Here is a 13,194-nt window from a genome sequence, read left to right as displayed (position 1 = left end):
CTAGGCTGGTCGTATGAGTACGTTGCGTGGACGCGGCACGGTCCAGGGCCTGCCGGAGTGGGACCGCTGTGCGGTCATGGGAGTCGTCAATGTGACCCCCGACTCCTTCTCCGACGGGGGCCGCTGGTTCGACACCACGACGGCCGTCAAGCACGGCCTCGACCTGGTGGGAGAGGGCGCCGACCTGGTCGACGTCGGCGGTGAGTCGACCCGTCCCGGCGCCAGCCGGGTGGACGAGTCCGAGGAGCTGCGCCGGGTGGTCCCGGTGGTCCGCGGACTCGTCTCGGAAGGCGTCACCGTCTCCGTGGACACCATGCGGGCCCGGGTCGCCGAGCAGGCGGTCGACGCGGGCGCCGTCCTCGTCAACGACGTGAGCGGCGGGCTCGCGGACCCGGACATGGTCCCGGTCGTCGCCGCCGCCGGAGTGCCCTTCGTCGTCATGCACTGGCGCGGCTTCAGCGAGTCGATGAACAGCCGCGCGGTGTACGGGGACGTCGTCGCGGAGGTCGTCGGTGAGCTGCGGACCCGGATGGACGCCGTGGTGGCGGGCGGCGTCGCCGCCGAGCGCATCGTGATAGACCCCGGTCTCGGCTTCGCCAAGGACGCCGGCCACGACCTCTCGCTCATCGCCCGGCTGGACGCGCTGCACGCACTGGGCCGCCCGCTGCTGGTCGCCGCCTCCCGGAAGCGGTTCCTGGGCCACGTACTGGCCGGAGCGGGCGCCGCCCCGCCGCCCGCCCGCGAACGGGACGCGGCCACCGCCGCGATCTCCGCGCTCTCCGCCCACGCCGGCGCCTGGGCCGTCCGCGTCCACGAGGTACGCGCCACCGCCGACGCCGTACGCGTCGCCCGCGCAGTCGAGGGAGCCGCGTGAACGAGTCGCAGGACGAACACGCCGACGCGGCCGCCGACATCGAGGCGGTCGAGCTGGCCAACACCGCCTTCTACGAGGCGATGGAACGCGGCGACCTCGACGAGCTCACCGGGCTCTGGCTGCCCGGCGAGGACCTCACCGTCTCCTGTGTCCACCCCGGCTGGCCGGTCCTCACCGGCCGCGGCGAGGTGCTGCGCAGCTACGCGCTGATCATGGCCAACACCGAGTACATCCAGTTCTTCCTGACCGACGTCGGGGTCTCCATGACGGGCGACACCGCGCTGGTCACCTGCACCGAGAACATCCTCAGCGGCGGTCCGGCCGAGGAGGGCAGCTCGCTGGGGCCGCTGGTGGGCCAGCTCGTGGTCGCCACCAATGTGTTCCGGCGCACTCCCGACGGCTGGAAGCTCTGGTCCCACCACGGCTCGCCCGTACTGGCCGAAACCGATGAGGAAGAGGACGAGGAGTCCCCCTCCTGAATGGGTACAAGCCCGGTGGGGAACCGAATCGCGACTCCCCGGGATTGGAATCGGGCGCTTCGGGGTATCTGCGGCTACCCGGCCCTGTGCGGTGCGCCGTGGCCCCCACGGGCGAGTGCTGTCGGTGCTCGCAGGTAGATTCCCATGAGGGCAGGACGCCGCCCGCACGCGGCGCGTGCCCCTACGACCAACAACAGCAGGAGTGATTCGCGTGGATCGTGTCGCGCTGCGCGGCCTCAAGGCCCGTGGGCACCATGGCGTCTTTCCCCGGGAACGGGAAGAGGGACAGACGTTCATCGTGGACCTGGTGCTCGGCCTCGACACCCGCCCCGCGGCAGCCGCCGACGACCTGACGAAGACCGTGCACTACGGCGTGGTCGCGGAGGAGGTCGTAGACGTCGTCAAGGGCGAACCGGTCGATCTGATCGAGACGCTCGCGGAGCGCATCGCCCAGCAGTGCCTCAAGCACGAAGGCGTCCAGGAGGTGGAGGTCGTGGTGCACAAGCCGGATGCGCCCATCACCGTCCCCTTCGACGACGTCACCATCACCATCACCCGGAGCCGAGCATGACTGCATTTTCTACCGAGGGGCAGAGCGACCCGACCGTACAGCCGGTTCCCGCCTCCGTGGTCGAACAGGTGGACGCCGCGGACATCACCCTCTCCAACCCCAAACGCGCCGTGATCTCCCTGGGCTCCAACCTCGGCAACCGCCTGGAGACCCTCCAGGGCGCGATCGACGCCCTGGAGGACACCCCCGGCCTCCGGGTCAAGGCGGTCTCCCCGGTGTACGAGACGGAGCCGTGGGGCGTCGAGTCCGGCTCCCAGCCGTCGTACTTCAACGCGGTGGTCGTCGTGAAGACGACGCTGCCCCCCTCCTCGCTCCTGGAGCGCGGCCAGGCCATCGAAGAGGCCTTCGACCGGGTCCGCGAGGAACGCTGGGGCCCGCGCACCATCGACGTCGACATCGTGGCCTACGCCGATCTGGTCTCCGACGACCCGGTGCTCACCCTCCCGCACCCCCGGGCCCGCGAGCGCGCCTTCGTCCTCGCCCCGTGGCACGACGTGGATCCGGCGGCCCAGCTGCCCGGCGTCGGCCCGGTCGCCGATCTGCTGGCCGGTGTCGGCCGGAGCGGCGTACTGCCCCGGGCCGACCTGGAACTCCGGCTGCCCGAGTAGTCGTTAGGCTCTCAGGAACAGCAGGAAAGATCACAGGCGGCACGGATCACAGGCGGCGAAGGGCGGCTCACCCGGTGAAGCAACTACGGCTCGGAGTACTGGCGGGCCTCTTCGCCGCAGCCGGGGTGCTGTCCTGGGGCGGCGCCCGCCTCTGGGACGCCCTCGGCACCCTGCCGAGCGTGCCGCTGGCCGCCCCCATCGTGCTCGCGGTCATCGCCGTCGTCCTGCTGGCGACGGCGCTCTCCATCCGCTCCCGGCTGCGCGCCCAGCGCGAGCGCCGGCCGGGCGCGAAGGGCGTCGAACCCATGATGGCGGCCCGGGCCGTGGTCTTCGGCCAGGCCAGCGCCCTGGTCGTCGCCCTGGTCGCCGGGATGTACGGCGGTACGGGCGTCTTCCTGCTCGGCTCCCTCGACATGCCGGCCCGCCGCGACCAGGCGATCTACGCCGGCTTCGCGGTCCTGGCCGGCATCGCCGTGATCGCGGCCGCCCTCTTCCTGGAGCGCGTCTGCAAGCTCCCCGAGGACGAGGACGACAACAAGAACGCGGCGGGGGCCTGAGGGCTGTCCCGCCCCGGCCCACCGCCGCGCTCGTGCCCGCCCGCAGCGTCAGCGGGCCATGATCAGGCTCATCGCCTCGGCCCGCGTCGCGGGGTCGCGGAGCTGGCCACGCACCGCCGAGGTCAGCGTCTTCGCCCCGGGCTTGCGGATACCGCGCATCGACATGCACATGTGCTCGCACTCCACGACGACGACGACGCCGCGCGGCTCCAGGATCTTCATCAGCGACTCCGCGATCTGCGTGGTCAGCCGCTCCTGGACCTGCGGCCGCCGGGCGTAGACGTCCACCAGCCGGGCCAGCTTCGACAGACCGGTGATCTTGCCGCTGGTCGCCGGGATGTAACCGACGTGCGCGACCCCGTGGAACGGCACCAGGTGGTGTTCGCAGGTGCTGAAGACCTCGATGTCCTTGACCAGCACCATCTCGTCGTGGCCGAGGTCGAACGTGGTCGTGAGGACGTCCTCGGGCGTCTGGTACAGGCCCGCGAATATCTCCTTGTACGCCCGCGCCACCCGCGCGGGGGTCTCCAGCAGCCCTTCCCGGTCCGGGTCCTCCCCCACGGCGAAGAGGAGCTCGCGAATGGCCGCGGCGGCCCGCTTCTCGTCGAACCCGCCGATCGGACCCTGGCCCTCCAGCGTCACCGGGTCGGTCATCTGTGCCTCGTTCCTCTGAACTGTCATCTGCGTGGAAATCCGCGCAGATATACGAAAGCCGCGCCCCCACAGGCTAAAACCTGGAGGGCGCGGCTTCCATTCCAGACCCGTCCGAACCCCTGTGACGGGGGTCGCACGGATCCGGCTTCTAGCTCTCGGGACGATCCTCGGGGATCGACTCGGTGGGCGGGACGATGTCCGCGACCGGGGAGCCGTTCGCCGTGGTGGCGCCGTTGGTGAGGGCGAGCTCCTTCGGTGAGAGCACCGGCGGCCGGGTGGACGGCGTGCGCCGGGCGGACCCGGTCCACGCCGGACGGGCCGGACGCTTGACGATCGGAGCGAAGATCTCGGCGATCTCCGCCTTGCCGAGGGTCTCCTTCTCAAGGAGCTGGAGAACCAGTGCGTCCAGAACGTCTCGGTTCTCGACCAGGATCTCCCACGCGTCGTTGTGCGCGCTCTCGATGAGCTTCTTGACCTCTTCGTCGACCAGCGCGGCGACCTCTTCCGAGTAGTCGCGCTGGTGACCCATCTCGCGGCCCACGAAGGGTTCGGAGTTGTCGTTACCGAACTTGATCGCGCCGAGCCGCTCCGTCATGCCGTACTGCGTGACCATCGCGCGGGCCGTTGCGGTGGCCTTCTCGATGTCGTTCGAAGCGCCGGTGGTCGGATCGTGGAAGACCAGCTCCTCGGCCGCGCGCCCGCCCAGCATGTAAGCCAGCTGGTCGAGCATCTCGTTGCGCGTCGTGGAGTACTTGTCCTCCTCCGGGAGCACCATCGTGTAACCGAGGGCGCGACCGCGGGAGAGGATCGTGATCTTGTGGACCGGGTCCGACTGAGGTGAGGCCGCCGCGACCAGGGCGTGTCCGCCCTCGTGGTACGCGGTGATCTTCTTCTCCTTCTCGGACATGATCCGGGTCCGCTTCTGCGGACCCGCCACGACGCGGTCGATGGCCTCGTCGAGCATGTTGTTGTCGATCAGCTTCAGATTGCCGCGCGCCGTGAGGAGCGCCGCTTCGTTCAGCACGTTCGACAGGTCGGCACCGGTGAAGCCGGGCGTACGACGGGCAACGGCGCCGAGATCGACGTCCGGTGCGACCGGCTTGCCCTTCTGGTGGACCTTGAGGATCTCCAGCCGGCCGATCATGTCCGGCCGGTCGACCGCGATCTGCCGGTCGAAGCGGCCCGGACGCAGCAGCGCCGGGTCGAGGATGTCGGGCCGGTTCGTGGCGGCGATAAGGATCACGCCGCCCTTCACGTCGAAGCCGTCCATCTCGACGAGCAGCTGGTTCAGCGTCTGCTCGCGCTCGTCGTGACCGCCGCCCATACCGGCACCGCGGTGCCGGCCGACGGCGTCGATCTCGTCGACGAAGACGATCGCCGGAGCGTTCGCCTTGGCCTGCTCGAAGAGATCGCGCACCCGGGAGGCACCGACACCGACGAACATCTCGACGAAGTCGGAACCGGAGATCGAGTAGAACGGGACGCCCGCCTCGCCTGCGACGGCGCGTGCGAGCAGCGTCTTGCCCGTACCGGGAGGCCCGTAGAGCAGGACACCCTTGGGGATCTTGGCGCCGACGGCCTGGAACTTCGCCGGCTCCTGGAGGAACTCCTTGATCTCGTAGAGCTCCTCGACCGCCTCGTCCGAGCCCGCCACATCGGCGAACGTCGTCTTGGGGGTGTCCTTGGTGATCAGCTTGGCCTTGGACTTGCCGAACTGCATGACCTTGGAGCCGCCACCCTGCATCTGGTTCATCAGAAACAGGAAGACGACCACGATGAGGACGAAGGGCAGCAACGAGAAGAGGATCGAGACGAACGGGGACTGCTTCGACGGCGAGACGGTGTAACCCTTCTCGATGTCACCGCTCTCGAACTTCTTCTGCAGGGTGTCGGCCAGCTCGACGCCCTGGTTGCCGATGTAGCTCGCCTGGAACTTGCTGCCGGACTCGCCGGAGAGTTTCTGGCCGTCCTTCAGCTCAATCTTGAGGATTTGATCGTCACCGGTGGTGAGCTTGGCCTGCTCCACCTGGTTCTTACTGATCGCCTGGATCACCTTGCCGGTGTCCACCGTCTTGTAGCCGCCGGACGAGCCGACGACCTGCATCAGCACGACCACGGCGAGGACGGCCAGCACGATCCACATGACCGGCCCACGGAAGTATCGCTTCACGTCCATCCATACGGAGCGAAGTCGCCCCGTCCCTCCTGCCCGTAGGTAAATGCTGCGTGTGAGTAAAGACTGTTCTTCGGACGGTACCCCAGCATTGTCACCGACGACCGCCGGGGACGTCTGTCAAACCCGCCTTCAAAGGCTCAACGGCGGGAAATCGGTGAGGGTTCCCCGGAGTCGGCACCGGTTCGCGCGGACCCTGCTCAGCCGCCGTAGACGTGCGGGGCGAGCGTGCCGACGAAGGGGAGGTTGCGGTACTTCTCCGCATAGTCCAGCCCATAGCCGACGACGAACTCGTTGGGGATGTCGAAGCCGACCCACTTGCAGTCGAGCGCGACCTTCGCCGCGTCGGGCTTGCGCAGCAGGGTGCAGATCTCCAGCGAGGCGGGCTCGCGCGAACCCAGGTTCGACATCAGCCAGGACAGGGTCAGACCCGAGTCGATGATGTCCTCGACGATCAGGACGTGCTTGCCCTTGATGTCGGTGTCCAGGTCCTTGAGGATCCGGACGACACCGGAGGACTGGGTGCCCGCGCCGTACGAGGAGACCGCCATCCAGTCCATGGTGACGGGGGTGGACAGGGCGCGCGCCAGGTCCGCCATGACCATCACCGCGCCCTTGAGGACACCGACGAGGAGCAGGTCCCTGCCCGCGTACTCCGCGTCGATCTTCGCGGCCAGCTCGACGAGCTTCGCGTCGATCTCTTCCTTGGTGAGGAGCACCGACTGAAGGTCGGTACCCATGTCCTTCTCGTTCACCCGCGTCTCTTTCTTTGCCTGCCGGGTCCGGGTGGTGCCCCGGACCTGCGCGGCCGCTCGCCTGCATGTCAGCCGCTTCTGCGTCAGCTCTGCCGAATCACCAGTCTGCCACCCTGGCGCAGGGCTTCGACGCGGCCGGGGAGGTTGATGGCCTGCTGGCCGCGCCAGCCGGTGATGAGACGGTCGACTTCCTCGATGTGCCGGGCGAACAGGGAACCGGCCGGGGAGCCCGCCTCTATGGCCGCCCGGCGCAGTACCCGGCGGCGGACGGCGGGCGGCAGGGCGCAGAGTTTGGCGCACTCCAGGCGGCCCGCGTCGTCGCGTACGTCACGGTCGGCCTCGGCGGCCCAGGTGTCCAGGGCGTCGGCGTCGTCGCGGGAGAGCTGGGCCGTACGGGCCAGGGCCTCGACGACTCCTTTGCCCAGAGCCTTCTCCAGGGCGGGCAGGCCCTCGTGGCGCAGCCGGGAGCGGGTGTAGGCGGGGTCGATGTTGTGCGGGTCGTCCCAGACCGTCAGGGACTGGACCAGGCAGGCCTTGCGGGCGGTCTGCCGGTCGAGCTGGAGGAAGGGGCGGCGGTAGCGGCCGGCCGGGCCGGACGCGGCGGCCATGCCGGACAGGGAGCGGATGCCGGAGCCGCGGGCGAGGCCGAGGAGCACCGTCTCCGCCTGGTCGTCGCGGGTGTGGCCGAGCAGGACGGCGGCGGCGCCGTGGCGTTCGGCCGCCGCGTCCAGTGCGGCGTAGCGGGCGTCGCGGGCGGCGGCCTCGGGGCCGCCGTCGTGGCCGACGCGCACCGCGACGGCCTCGACCGGGTCGAGGTCCATGGCGGTGAGGCGGCCGACGACCTCGGTGGCCCGGGTGTCGGAGCCGTCCTGGAGGCCGTGGTCGACGGTGATGCCGCCGGCCCGGACGGGGAGTTTGCGGGCCTCGAAGGCGAGGGCGGAGGCGAGCGCCATGGAATCGGCGCCGCCGGAGCATGCCACCAGCACCAGGGGGGTGTCGGGCCGTTCGGGAAGTGCGGCACGCCGCCGGCCGGCTCCGGCCTCGGCGAGCTCGGGGTGCGGGGCGCGTTTGGCGTGCGGAGCGCGTTCGGTCTGTTCGGCGAAGTCGGTGATTACGTCGTGGAGTACGCGGCGGACCGCCAGGCGTATCGCCGCGACCGCAGGATGGGGACCCATGTCCGGTGCCCTTCGTGAAGTTTCGGAGAGGAGCCTCGGAGTGCCGGGACAGGAAAGAGTGCCGTCACTCAGAGTGCGTCGATGGTGACAGAGCAATGCCGTTCATCGAGCATTGCACGCCTTCCCATGCCCCTACGGTCCCTCGGATGGGTGATTACCGGCGCGTTTACCTGTGACCACGAGCCCCTGTTCGCGCCGTGATCATGACTCTGCCTTACGGTGCACCCTCGCGATCCAGTCCGCCGGCTTGGCGATCTCCGCCTTGGTCGGCAGGGTGTTGGGCGAGGTCCAGACCCGGTTGAAGCCGTCCATGCCGACCTCGTCGACCACGGCACGCACGAACCGCTCGCCGTCCCGGTACTGGCGCAGCTTGGCGTCGAGGCCCAGGAGCTTGCGCAGCGCCTGGTCGAGCCGGCCGGCGCCACGCGCCCTGCGCTGCTGGAACTTCTCCCGGATCTCCCCGACGGAGGACACCACCTCGGGCCCCACGCCGTCCATCACGTAGTCCGCGTGCCCCTCCAGCAGGGACATCACCGCGGTGAGCCGGCCGAGGATCTCGCGCTGGGCGGGGGTCTGCACGACCTCGACGAGGCTGCGCCCGCCGTCCTCGCCCTCCTCACCCTCGGGCCGGCCGCCGGCCAGCGACTGGGCGGCCTCGCGGAGCCGTTCGAGCATCGTCATCGGGTCGACGTCGGTCTCGTCCAGGAATGACTGGATCTCGCCCTGCAGGTGGTCGCGGAGCCAGGGCACCGCGGTGAACTGGGTGCGGTGGGTCTCCTCGTGGAGGGCGACCCAGAGCCGGAAGTCGTGCGGGTCGACTTCGAGTTCACGTTCGACGTGGACGATGTTCGGGGCGACGAGCAGCAGCCTGCCGCCGCCTTCGGCGGAGGCGGGGAGGTCACGGGTGGCGGGGGCGAACGTCTCGTACTGGCCGAGGACCCGGGAGGCCAGGAACGACAGCAGCATCCCCACCTCGACCCCGGTGACCTTGGAGCCGACCGCGCCGAGCACGGCGCCGCCCGCCCCGCCGCCGCGGCGTTCCTCCATCTTGTCCAGGAGGGGGCGCAGCAGTTCGCGGAAGCCCGCGACGTTCGCCCTGATCCAGCCGGCCCGGTCGACGACCAGGACCGGGGTGTCCTCCGGTTCGGTCCCCTCCGGGATCATCCGGGTGAAGGCGCGGACGTGTTCCTCCGCGGCCTTGGCGTGCCTGCGCAGCTCCGCGACGACCTCGCGGGCCTCCTCGCGGCTGATCTCCGGTCCAGGCCGCACAAGTCGGGTCGCGGTCGCAACCGCGAGATTCCAGTCGACCATCCCCGCACCACCGATGCTCGTCATGCGTCAACCGTACGTGCTCGGCCCCCGGGCCGAGCGGCAAACGGGTGGCCGCCGTCAGCGCTTGCCCGCGGCCAGGGCGGTGGCGAGCGAGTCGAGGGCGGACTGGGCCGCGGACGGGTCGGTGGTGCCCGATGCCAGGAAGGCGAACGCGAGCAGCCTGCCCTTCGGGTCGACGACCGTGCCGGCAAGGGTGTTGACGCCGGTGAGGGTGCCGGTCTTGGCGCGGATCAGGCCGGTGCCGCCGGACTTCGTGGTGTAGCGGCCGCTCAGCGTGCCGCTGAAGCCGGCCACCGGGAGCCCGGAGAGGACGGAGCGCAGTTCGGGGTGGTCCGGATCGGCCGTACGGGCGAGCAGGCCGGCGAGCAGCGCGGCGGTGACCTTGTCGTGCCGGTCGAGTCCGCTGCCGTCGGCCAGGACCACGCCCTTGAGCGGGAGTTTCAGCTTCTTCAGCTGGGCGGTGACCGCCCGTCGGCCGCCGGCGAAGTCCGCCGGTTCGCCCGCGGCCAGCGCGGTCTGCCGGGCGAGCGCCTCCGCGATGTCGTTGTCGCTGTTGGTCAGGGCCCGCTCGATGAGCCCGGACAGCGGGGCGGAGAGGTGCTTGGCGACGGTACGGGACTTGGCGGCCGCCCGGCCCGCCTCGGGCCCGGACTTGGTGTCGACGCCGGCCTTGTCCAGCAGTTCGCCGAAGGCGTCGGCGGCGTCCCGGGCGGGGTCGGTGCTGCGCTCGGCGGGCCCGCTGGCGGTGTCGTCGAGGCGCCCCTCGTTGACCATCAGGGCGCTCAGCGGGGCGATGTTCTCGTTGGGGCCGATCGGGTGGAGTGCGGGGCCGGAGTAGCCGGACGTGTCGTACCGGAGCCGGACCTCGCGGACGCCGGCGTCCTTGAGGGCGTGCGCGGTGTCGGTGGCCAGGGTGCGCAGCGCCGCCCGGTCGAGGGTGGGGTCGCCGCCGCCGACCAGGGTCACGGTGCGGGAGTCGGCGGAGGCGCGGACGGCGGTGGGGATGCGGTGGTCGGGGCCGAGCGCGGTCAGGGCCGCGACCGTGGTGGCGATCTTGACCGTGGAGGCCGGTGTCATGGGCGCGTCGGCGCCCTTCCCGTACAGCCGCCTGCCGGTGGCGGTGTCGATGACGACGGCGCTGTGCCGGGCGCCGAGCGCGGGGTCCTTCAGCAGCGGCTCCAGCACGGAGCCGAGCCGGTGCGCCGTGCCGTCCGGGGCCCCCTGGTCCGCGGCGGTGCCCAGCGCCGCGAGCACGGCCGGGGCGCTGGGCGCGGGGGCCGGTCCGGCGGGCGCGTCGGGGTCGTGATGTACGCCACCCGTGCCGTCCCGGGCGGCCGCCCAGTCCTGCTCGGCCTTACGCTGACCCGAGTCCCAGGGACCGGCGGCAAGGACGACGCCGGCTGCGAGCGCCAGGCCGAGGGTGGCGGACACGGCCGTGAACTGCCAGTTGCTCAGCCCGTTCCGCAGGCCGAGGCGGTCCGTCAGGGCCGCCCCGCTCAGCTTGCCGAACGGCTTGACCGACGGTCTTTTCACCGGATCGTCCACCGTTGACCAGCCCCTTTCGCGAGCACACATCTCCGTGGGGGACACTTAACCATCAGTCGTATGTGTTGATCATGGAGGAGCCACCCGTGGAGTTCGACGTCGTTATCGAGATTCCGAAGGGTTCGCGGAACAAGTACGAGGTGGACCACGAGACCGGTCGGATCCGTCTGGACCGTCGACTCTTCACCTCGACCAGCTACCCGGCTGACTACGGTTTCGTCGAGAACACCCTCGGCGAGGACGGCGACCCGCTGGACGCGCTGGTCATCCTGGAGGAGCCGACCTTCCCCGGCTGCCTCATCAAGTGCCGCGCCATCGGCATGTTCCGGATGACGGACGAGGCCGGCGGCGACGACAAGCTGCTGTGCGTTCCGGCCTCCGACCCCCGGGTGGAGCACCTGCGCGACATCCACCACGTGTCGGAGTTCGACCGTCTGGAGATCCAGCACTTCTTCGAGGTCTACAAGGACCTGGAGCCCGGCAAGTCCGTCGAGGGCGCCGACTGGGTCGGCCGGGTCGAGGCCGAGGCCGAGATCGAGAACTCGTACAAGCGCCTTGAGGCTCAGGGCGGCGCGCACTGACGTTCCGCTCTCGGTTCCGTTCACGGTTCCGTTTGTGGTTCTGGGCGAGCAACGGGCGGCACACCTTCACCGGTGTGCCGCCCGTTTCGCGTGGTCACCCATCTCCCCGGCCATACTGGGCAGGAGCGCTACCGAAAGACGCGCAGCCCGATGATGAGTGAGGTCAGTGGTGGCGGAGCCGGGCGGTCCCGAGGACCAGAAGCCCCAGTCCGACGAGGCACGCAGCGCCTTCTCCCACCCCGCGGGGGTGGGGAAGCCGGCGTCACCGTCCGAGGAGGACCACCCGACGTCGGAATTCGCCCTTCCGGTGGGTCTGACACCTGAGCCACAGGGTTCGGGAGCCGCCTCGGGTACGGGTTCCGCTTCTGGCTCCGGAACACCCTCCGGCTCGGACACGATCGGCTCGGCCTTCGCCCCGCCGCTCACCTACAGCGCCCGGGACTCCCCCGCCTTCACGCCCGCGCACGGCATCCCGATGATCCGGCTGACCAAGGAAGCGCCCTGGCAGGACCGGATGCGCACGATGCTGCGGATGCCGGTGGCCGAGCGCCCGGCGCCGGAGCCGGTCCAGAAGCACGACGACGCGGGCCCCGCGGTGCCGCGCGTGCTCGACCTGACGCTGCGTATCGGGGAGCTGCTGCTGGCCGGCGGCGAGGGCGCCGAGGACGTCGAGGCGGCGATGTTCGCCGTGACCCGCAGCTACGGCCTCGACCGCTGCGAGCCGACCGTCACCTTCACGCTGCTGTCGATCTCGCACCAGCCCTCGCTGGTCGACGACCCGGTGACGGCGAGCCGTACCGTACGCCGCCGCGGCACCGACTACACCCGGCTGGCCGCGGTCTTCCGGCTCATCGACGACATCACGACCGAGGAGGGCGAGGTCTCCCTGGAGGAGGCCTACCGGCGCCTCGCGGAGATCCGCAGGAACCGGCACCCGTATCCCGGCTGGGTGCTCACGCTGGCCGCCGGCGGGCTGGCGGGCGCGGCATCGGTGCTGGTCGGCGGCGGGTTCGTGGTCTTCCTGATCGCGGCGCTCGGCGCGATGCTCGGAGACCGGCTGGCCTGGCTGTGTGCCGGGCGCGGGCTTCCGGAGTTCTACCAGTTCGTGGTGGCGGCGATGCCGCCCGCCGCGATGGGGGTGGCGCTGACCCTGACCCACTGGTCCGACGTCCGGCCCTCGGCGGTCATCACCGGTGGGCTGTTCGCCCTGCTCCCGGGGCGGGCCCTGGTGGCGGGCGTGCAGGACGGTCTGACCGGCTACTACATCACCGCGGCGGCCCGGCTCCTCGAGGTCATGTACTTCTTCATCGGCATCGTCGCCGGGGTGCTGCTGGCGCTGTACGGGGGCCTTCAGCTGGGGGCGGAGCTCGATCCGGAGGCCCGGCTCATCTCGCACGACCGGCCGGTGATCCAGATCCTGGCGTCGATGTTGCTGAGTCTGGCCTTCGCGATCCTGCTCCAGCAGGAGCGGTCCACGGTCCTCGCGGTGACCCTCAACGGCGGTGTGGCCTGGGTGATCTTCGGTGCGATGGCCCGGACGGGCGAGATCTCGCCGGTGGCGGCCACCGCGGTGGCGGCCGGTCTGGTGGGGCTGTTCGGGCAGTTGTTCTCCCGGTACCGCTACACCTCGTCGCTGCCGTTCATCACGGCCGCGATCGGCCCGCTGCTGCCCGGTTCCGCGACGTACTTCGGTCTGCTGGGCATCGCGCAGAACGAGCTGGACCGGGGTCTCGCCTCGCTGTCGACCGCGGTGGCGACGGCCGGGGCCATCGCCATCGGGGTGAACCTGGGAAGCGAGATCTCCCGGCTGTTCATGCGGGTGCCGGGCGCGGTCGGTGGCGCGAACCGCCGCGCGGCCAAGCGGACGCGCGGCTTCTGAGGCGGCGGAGC

General features: G+C 70.6%; 13 protein-coding genes. 7 read left to right on the top strand and 6 right to left on the bottom strand.

What is annotated here, in order from left to right; genetic code table 11:
- Positions 1–76 precede the first annotated feature (76 nt).
- The 5 genes from folP (at position 77) to ACGFU6_RS25445 (ending at position 3,089) form a co-directional block, all read left to right on the top strand.
- Positions 77–874: a dihydropteroate synthase gene (gene folP / locus ACGFU6_RS25465; protein WP_393614226.1), complete on the top strand. Its 798-nt coding sequence runs from the start codon at positions 77–79 to the stop codon at positions 872–874.
- Positions 871–1,353 carry a nuclear transport factor 2 family protein gene (locus ACGFU6_RS25460; protein ID WP_393614130.1) on the top strand — a complete coding sequence of 161 codons (483 nt, stop codon included), beginning with the start codon at positions 871–873 and terminating at the stop codon, positions 1,351–1,353. Before folP ends, ACGFU6_RS25460 begins: the two co-directional genes overlap by 4 nt.
- 211 nt (positions 1,354–1,564) lie before the next feature.
- Positions 1,565–1,924: a dihydroneopterin aldolase gene (gene folB, locus ACGFU6_RS25455; RefSeq protein WP_123525243.1), complete on the top strand. Its 360-nt coding sequence runs from the start codon at positions 1,565–1,567 to the stop codon at positions 1,922–1,924.
- The gene (folK, locus tag ACGFU6_RS25450) at positions 1,921–2,532 is read left to right on the top strand and encodes a 2-amino-4-hydroxy-6-hydroxymethyldihydropteridine diphosphokinase (RefSeq protein ID WP_393614128.1); all 612 of its coding nucleotides are present in this window, start codon (positions 1,921–1,923) and stop codon (positions 2,530–2,532) included. The genes folB and folK overlap by 4 nt, the downstream gene beginning before the upstream one ends.
- 74 nt (positions 2,533–2,606) lie before the next feature.
- Positions 2,607–3,089 (top strand): DUF3180 domain-containing protein, encoded by a 483-nt coding sequence (locus tag ACGFU6_RS25445; RefSeq protein ID WP_393614126.1) that lies wholly within the window; start codon positions 2,607–2,609, stop codon positions 3,087–3,089.
- A 48-nt stretch (positions 3,090–3,137) separates the two neighbouring features.
- Here ACGFU6_RS25445 and folE read toward each other — a convergent pair whose 3' ends face one another.
- The 6 genes from folE to dacB all read right to left on the bottom strand — a co-directional run bounded on the left by folE (position 3,138) and on the right by dacB (position 10,723).
- Positions 3,138–3,743: a GTP cyclohydrolase I FolE gene (gene folE / locus ACGFU6_RS25440; RefSeq protein WP_393614224.1), complete on the bottom strand. Its 606-nt coding sequence runs from the start codon at positions 3,741–3,743 to the stop codon at positions 3,138–3,140.
- A 148-nt stretch (positions 3,744–3,891) separates the two neighbouring features.
- Positions 3,892–5,919 (bottom strand): ATP-dependent zinc metalloprotease FtsH, encoded by a 2,028-nt coding sequence (gene ftsH, locus ACGFU6_RS25435; RefSeq protein WP_393614124.1) that lies wholly within the window; start codon positions 5,917–5,919, stop codon positions 3,892–3,894.
- 197 nt (positions 5,920–6,116) lie between these two features.
- Positions 6,117–6,656, bottom strand: coding sequence for a hypoxanthine phosphoribosyltransferase (gene hpt, locus ACGFU6_RS25430; protein WP_123462079.1), 540 nt, complete (start codon positions 6,654–6,656; stop codon positions 6,117–6,119).
- 98 nt (positions 6,657–6,754) lie between these two features.
- Entirely contained in the window at positions 6,755–7,846 is a 1,092-nt protein-coding gene (gene tilS, locus ACGFU6_RS25425) for a tRNA lysidine(34) synthetase TilS (protein WP_393614122.1), read from the bottom strand.
- Between the two features lie 201 nt (positions 7,847–8,047).
- Entirely contained in the window at positions 8,048–9,181 is a 1,134-nt protein-coding gene (locus ACGFU6_RS25420) for a zinc-dependent metalloprotease (protein ID WP_393614120.1), read from the bottom strand.
- A gap of 54 nt (positions 9,182–9,235) precedes the next feature.
- Positions 9,236–10,723, bottom strand: coding sequence for a D-alanyl-D-alanine carboxypeptidase/D-alanyl-D-alanine-endopeptidase (dacB, locus tag ACGFU6_RS25415; protein WP_393614118.1), 1,488 nt, complete (start codon positions 10,721–10,723; stop codon positions 9,236–9,238).
- Between the two features lie 86 nt (positions 10,724–10,809).
- Here dacB and ACGFU6_RS25410 point away from each other — a divergent pair, with 86 nt between their 5' ends.
- The gene (locus tag ACGFU6_RS25410) at positions 10,810–11,304 is read left to right on the top strand and encodes an inorganic diphosphatase (RefSeq protein WP_123525235.1); all 495 of its coding nucleotides are present in this window, start codon (positions 10,810–10,812) and stop codon (positions 11,302–11,304) included.
- A gap of 166 nt (positions 11,305–11,470) precedes the next feature.
- A complete protein-coding gene (locus ACGFU6_RS25405) occupies positions 11,471–13,183 on the top strand; it encodes a threonine/serine exporter ThrE family protein (protein ID WP_393614116.1) in 1,713 nt (570 codons plus the stop codon).
- Positions 13,184–13,194 lie beyond the last annotated feature (11 nt).

The sequence above is a fragment of the Streptomyces sp. NPDC048462 genome, from assembly GCF_043200175.1.
In the GTDB taxonomy this organism is placed as follows: domain Bacteria; phylum Actinomycetota; class Actinomycetes; order Streptomycetales; family Streptomycetaceae; genus Streptomyces.
The sequence above is the reverse complement of the archived record's forward strand: the minus strand, read 5'-3'. Positions and strand labels throughout refer to the sequence as shown.

Bases quoted from the DNA above. Each gene is read 5' to 3' on its own strand.
- folP (WP_393614226.1), top strand. From the start codon at position 77: ATGGGAGTCGTCAATGTGACCCCCGACTCCTTCTCCGACGGGGGCCGC.
- folK (WP_393614128.1), top strand. From the start codon at position 1,921: ATGACTGCATTTTCTACCGAGGGGCAGAGCGACCCGACCGTACAGCCG.
- folE (WP_393614224.1), bottom strand. From the start codon at position 3,743: ATGACCGACCCGGTGACGCTGGAGGGCCAGGGTCCGATCGGCGGGTTC.
- ftsH (WP_393614124.1), bottom strand. From the start codon at position 5,919: ATGGACGTGAAGCGATACTTCCGTGGGCCGGTCATGTGGATCGTGCTG.
- hpt (WP_123462079.1), bottom strand. From the start codon at position 6,656: ATGGGTACCGACCTTCAGTCGGTGCTCCTCACCAAGGAAGAGATCGAC.
- tilS (WP_393614122.1), bottom strand. From the start codon at position 7,846: ATGGGTCCCCATCCTGCGGTCGCGGCGATACGCCTGGCGGTCCGCCGC.
- ACGFU6_RS25420 (WP_393614120.1), bottom strand. From the start codon at position 9,181: ATGACGAGCATCGGTGGTGCGGGGATGGTCGACTGGAATCTCGCGGTT.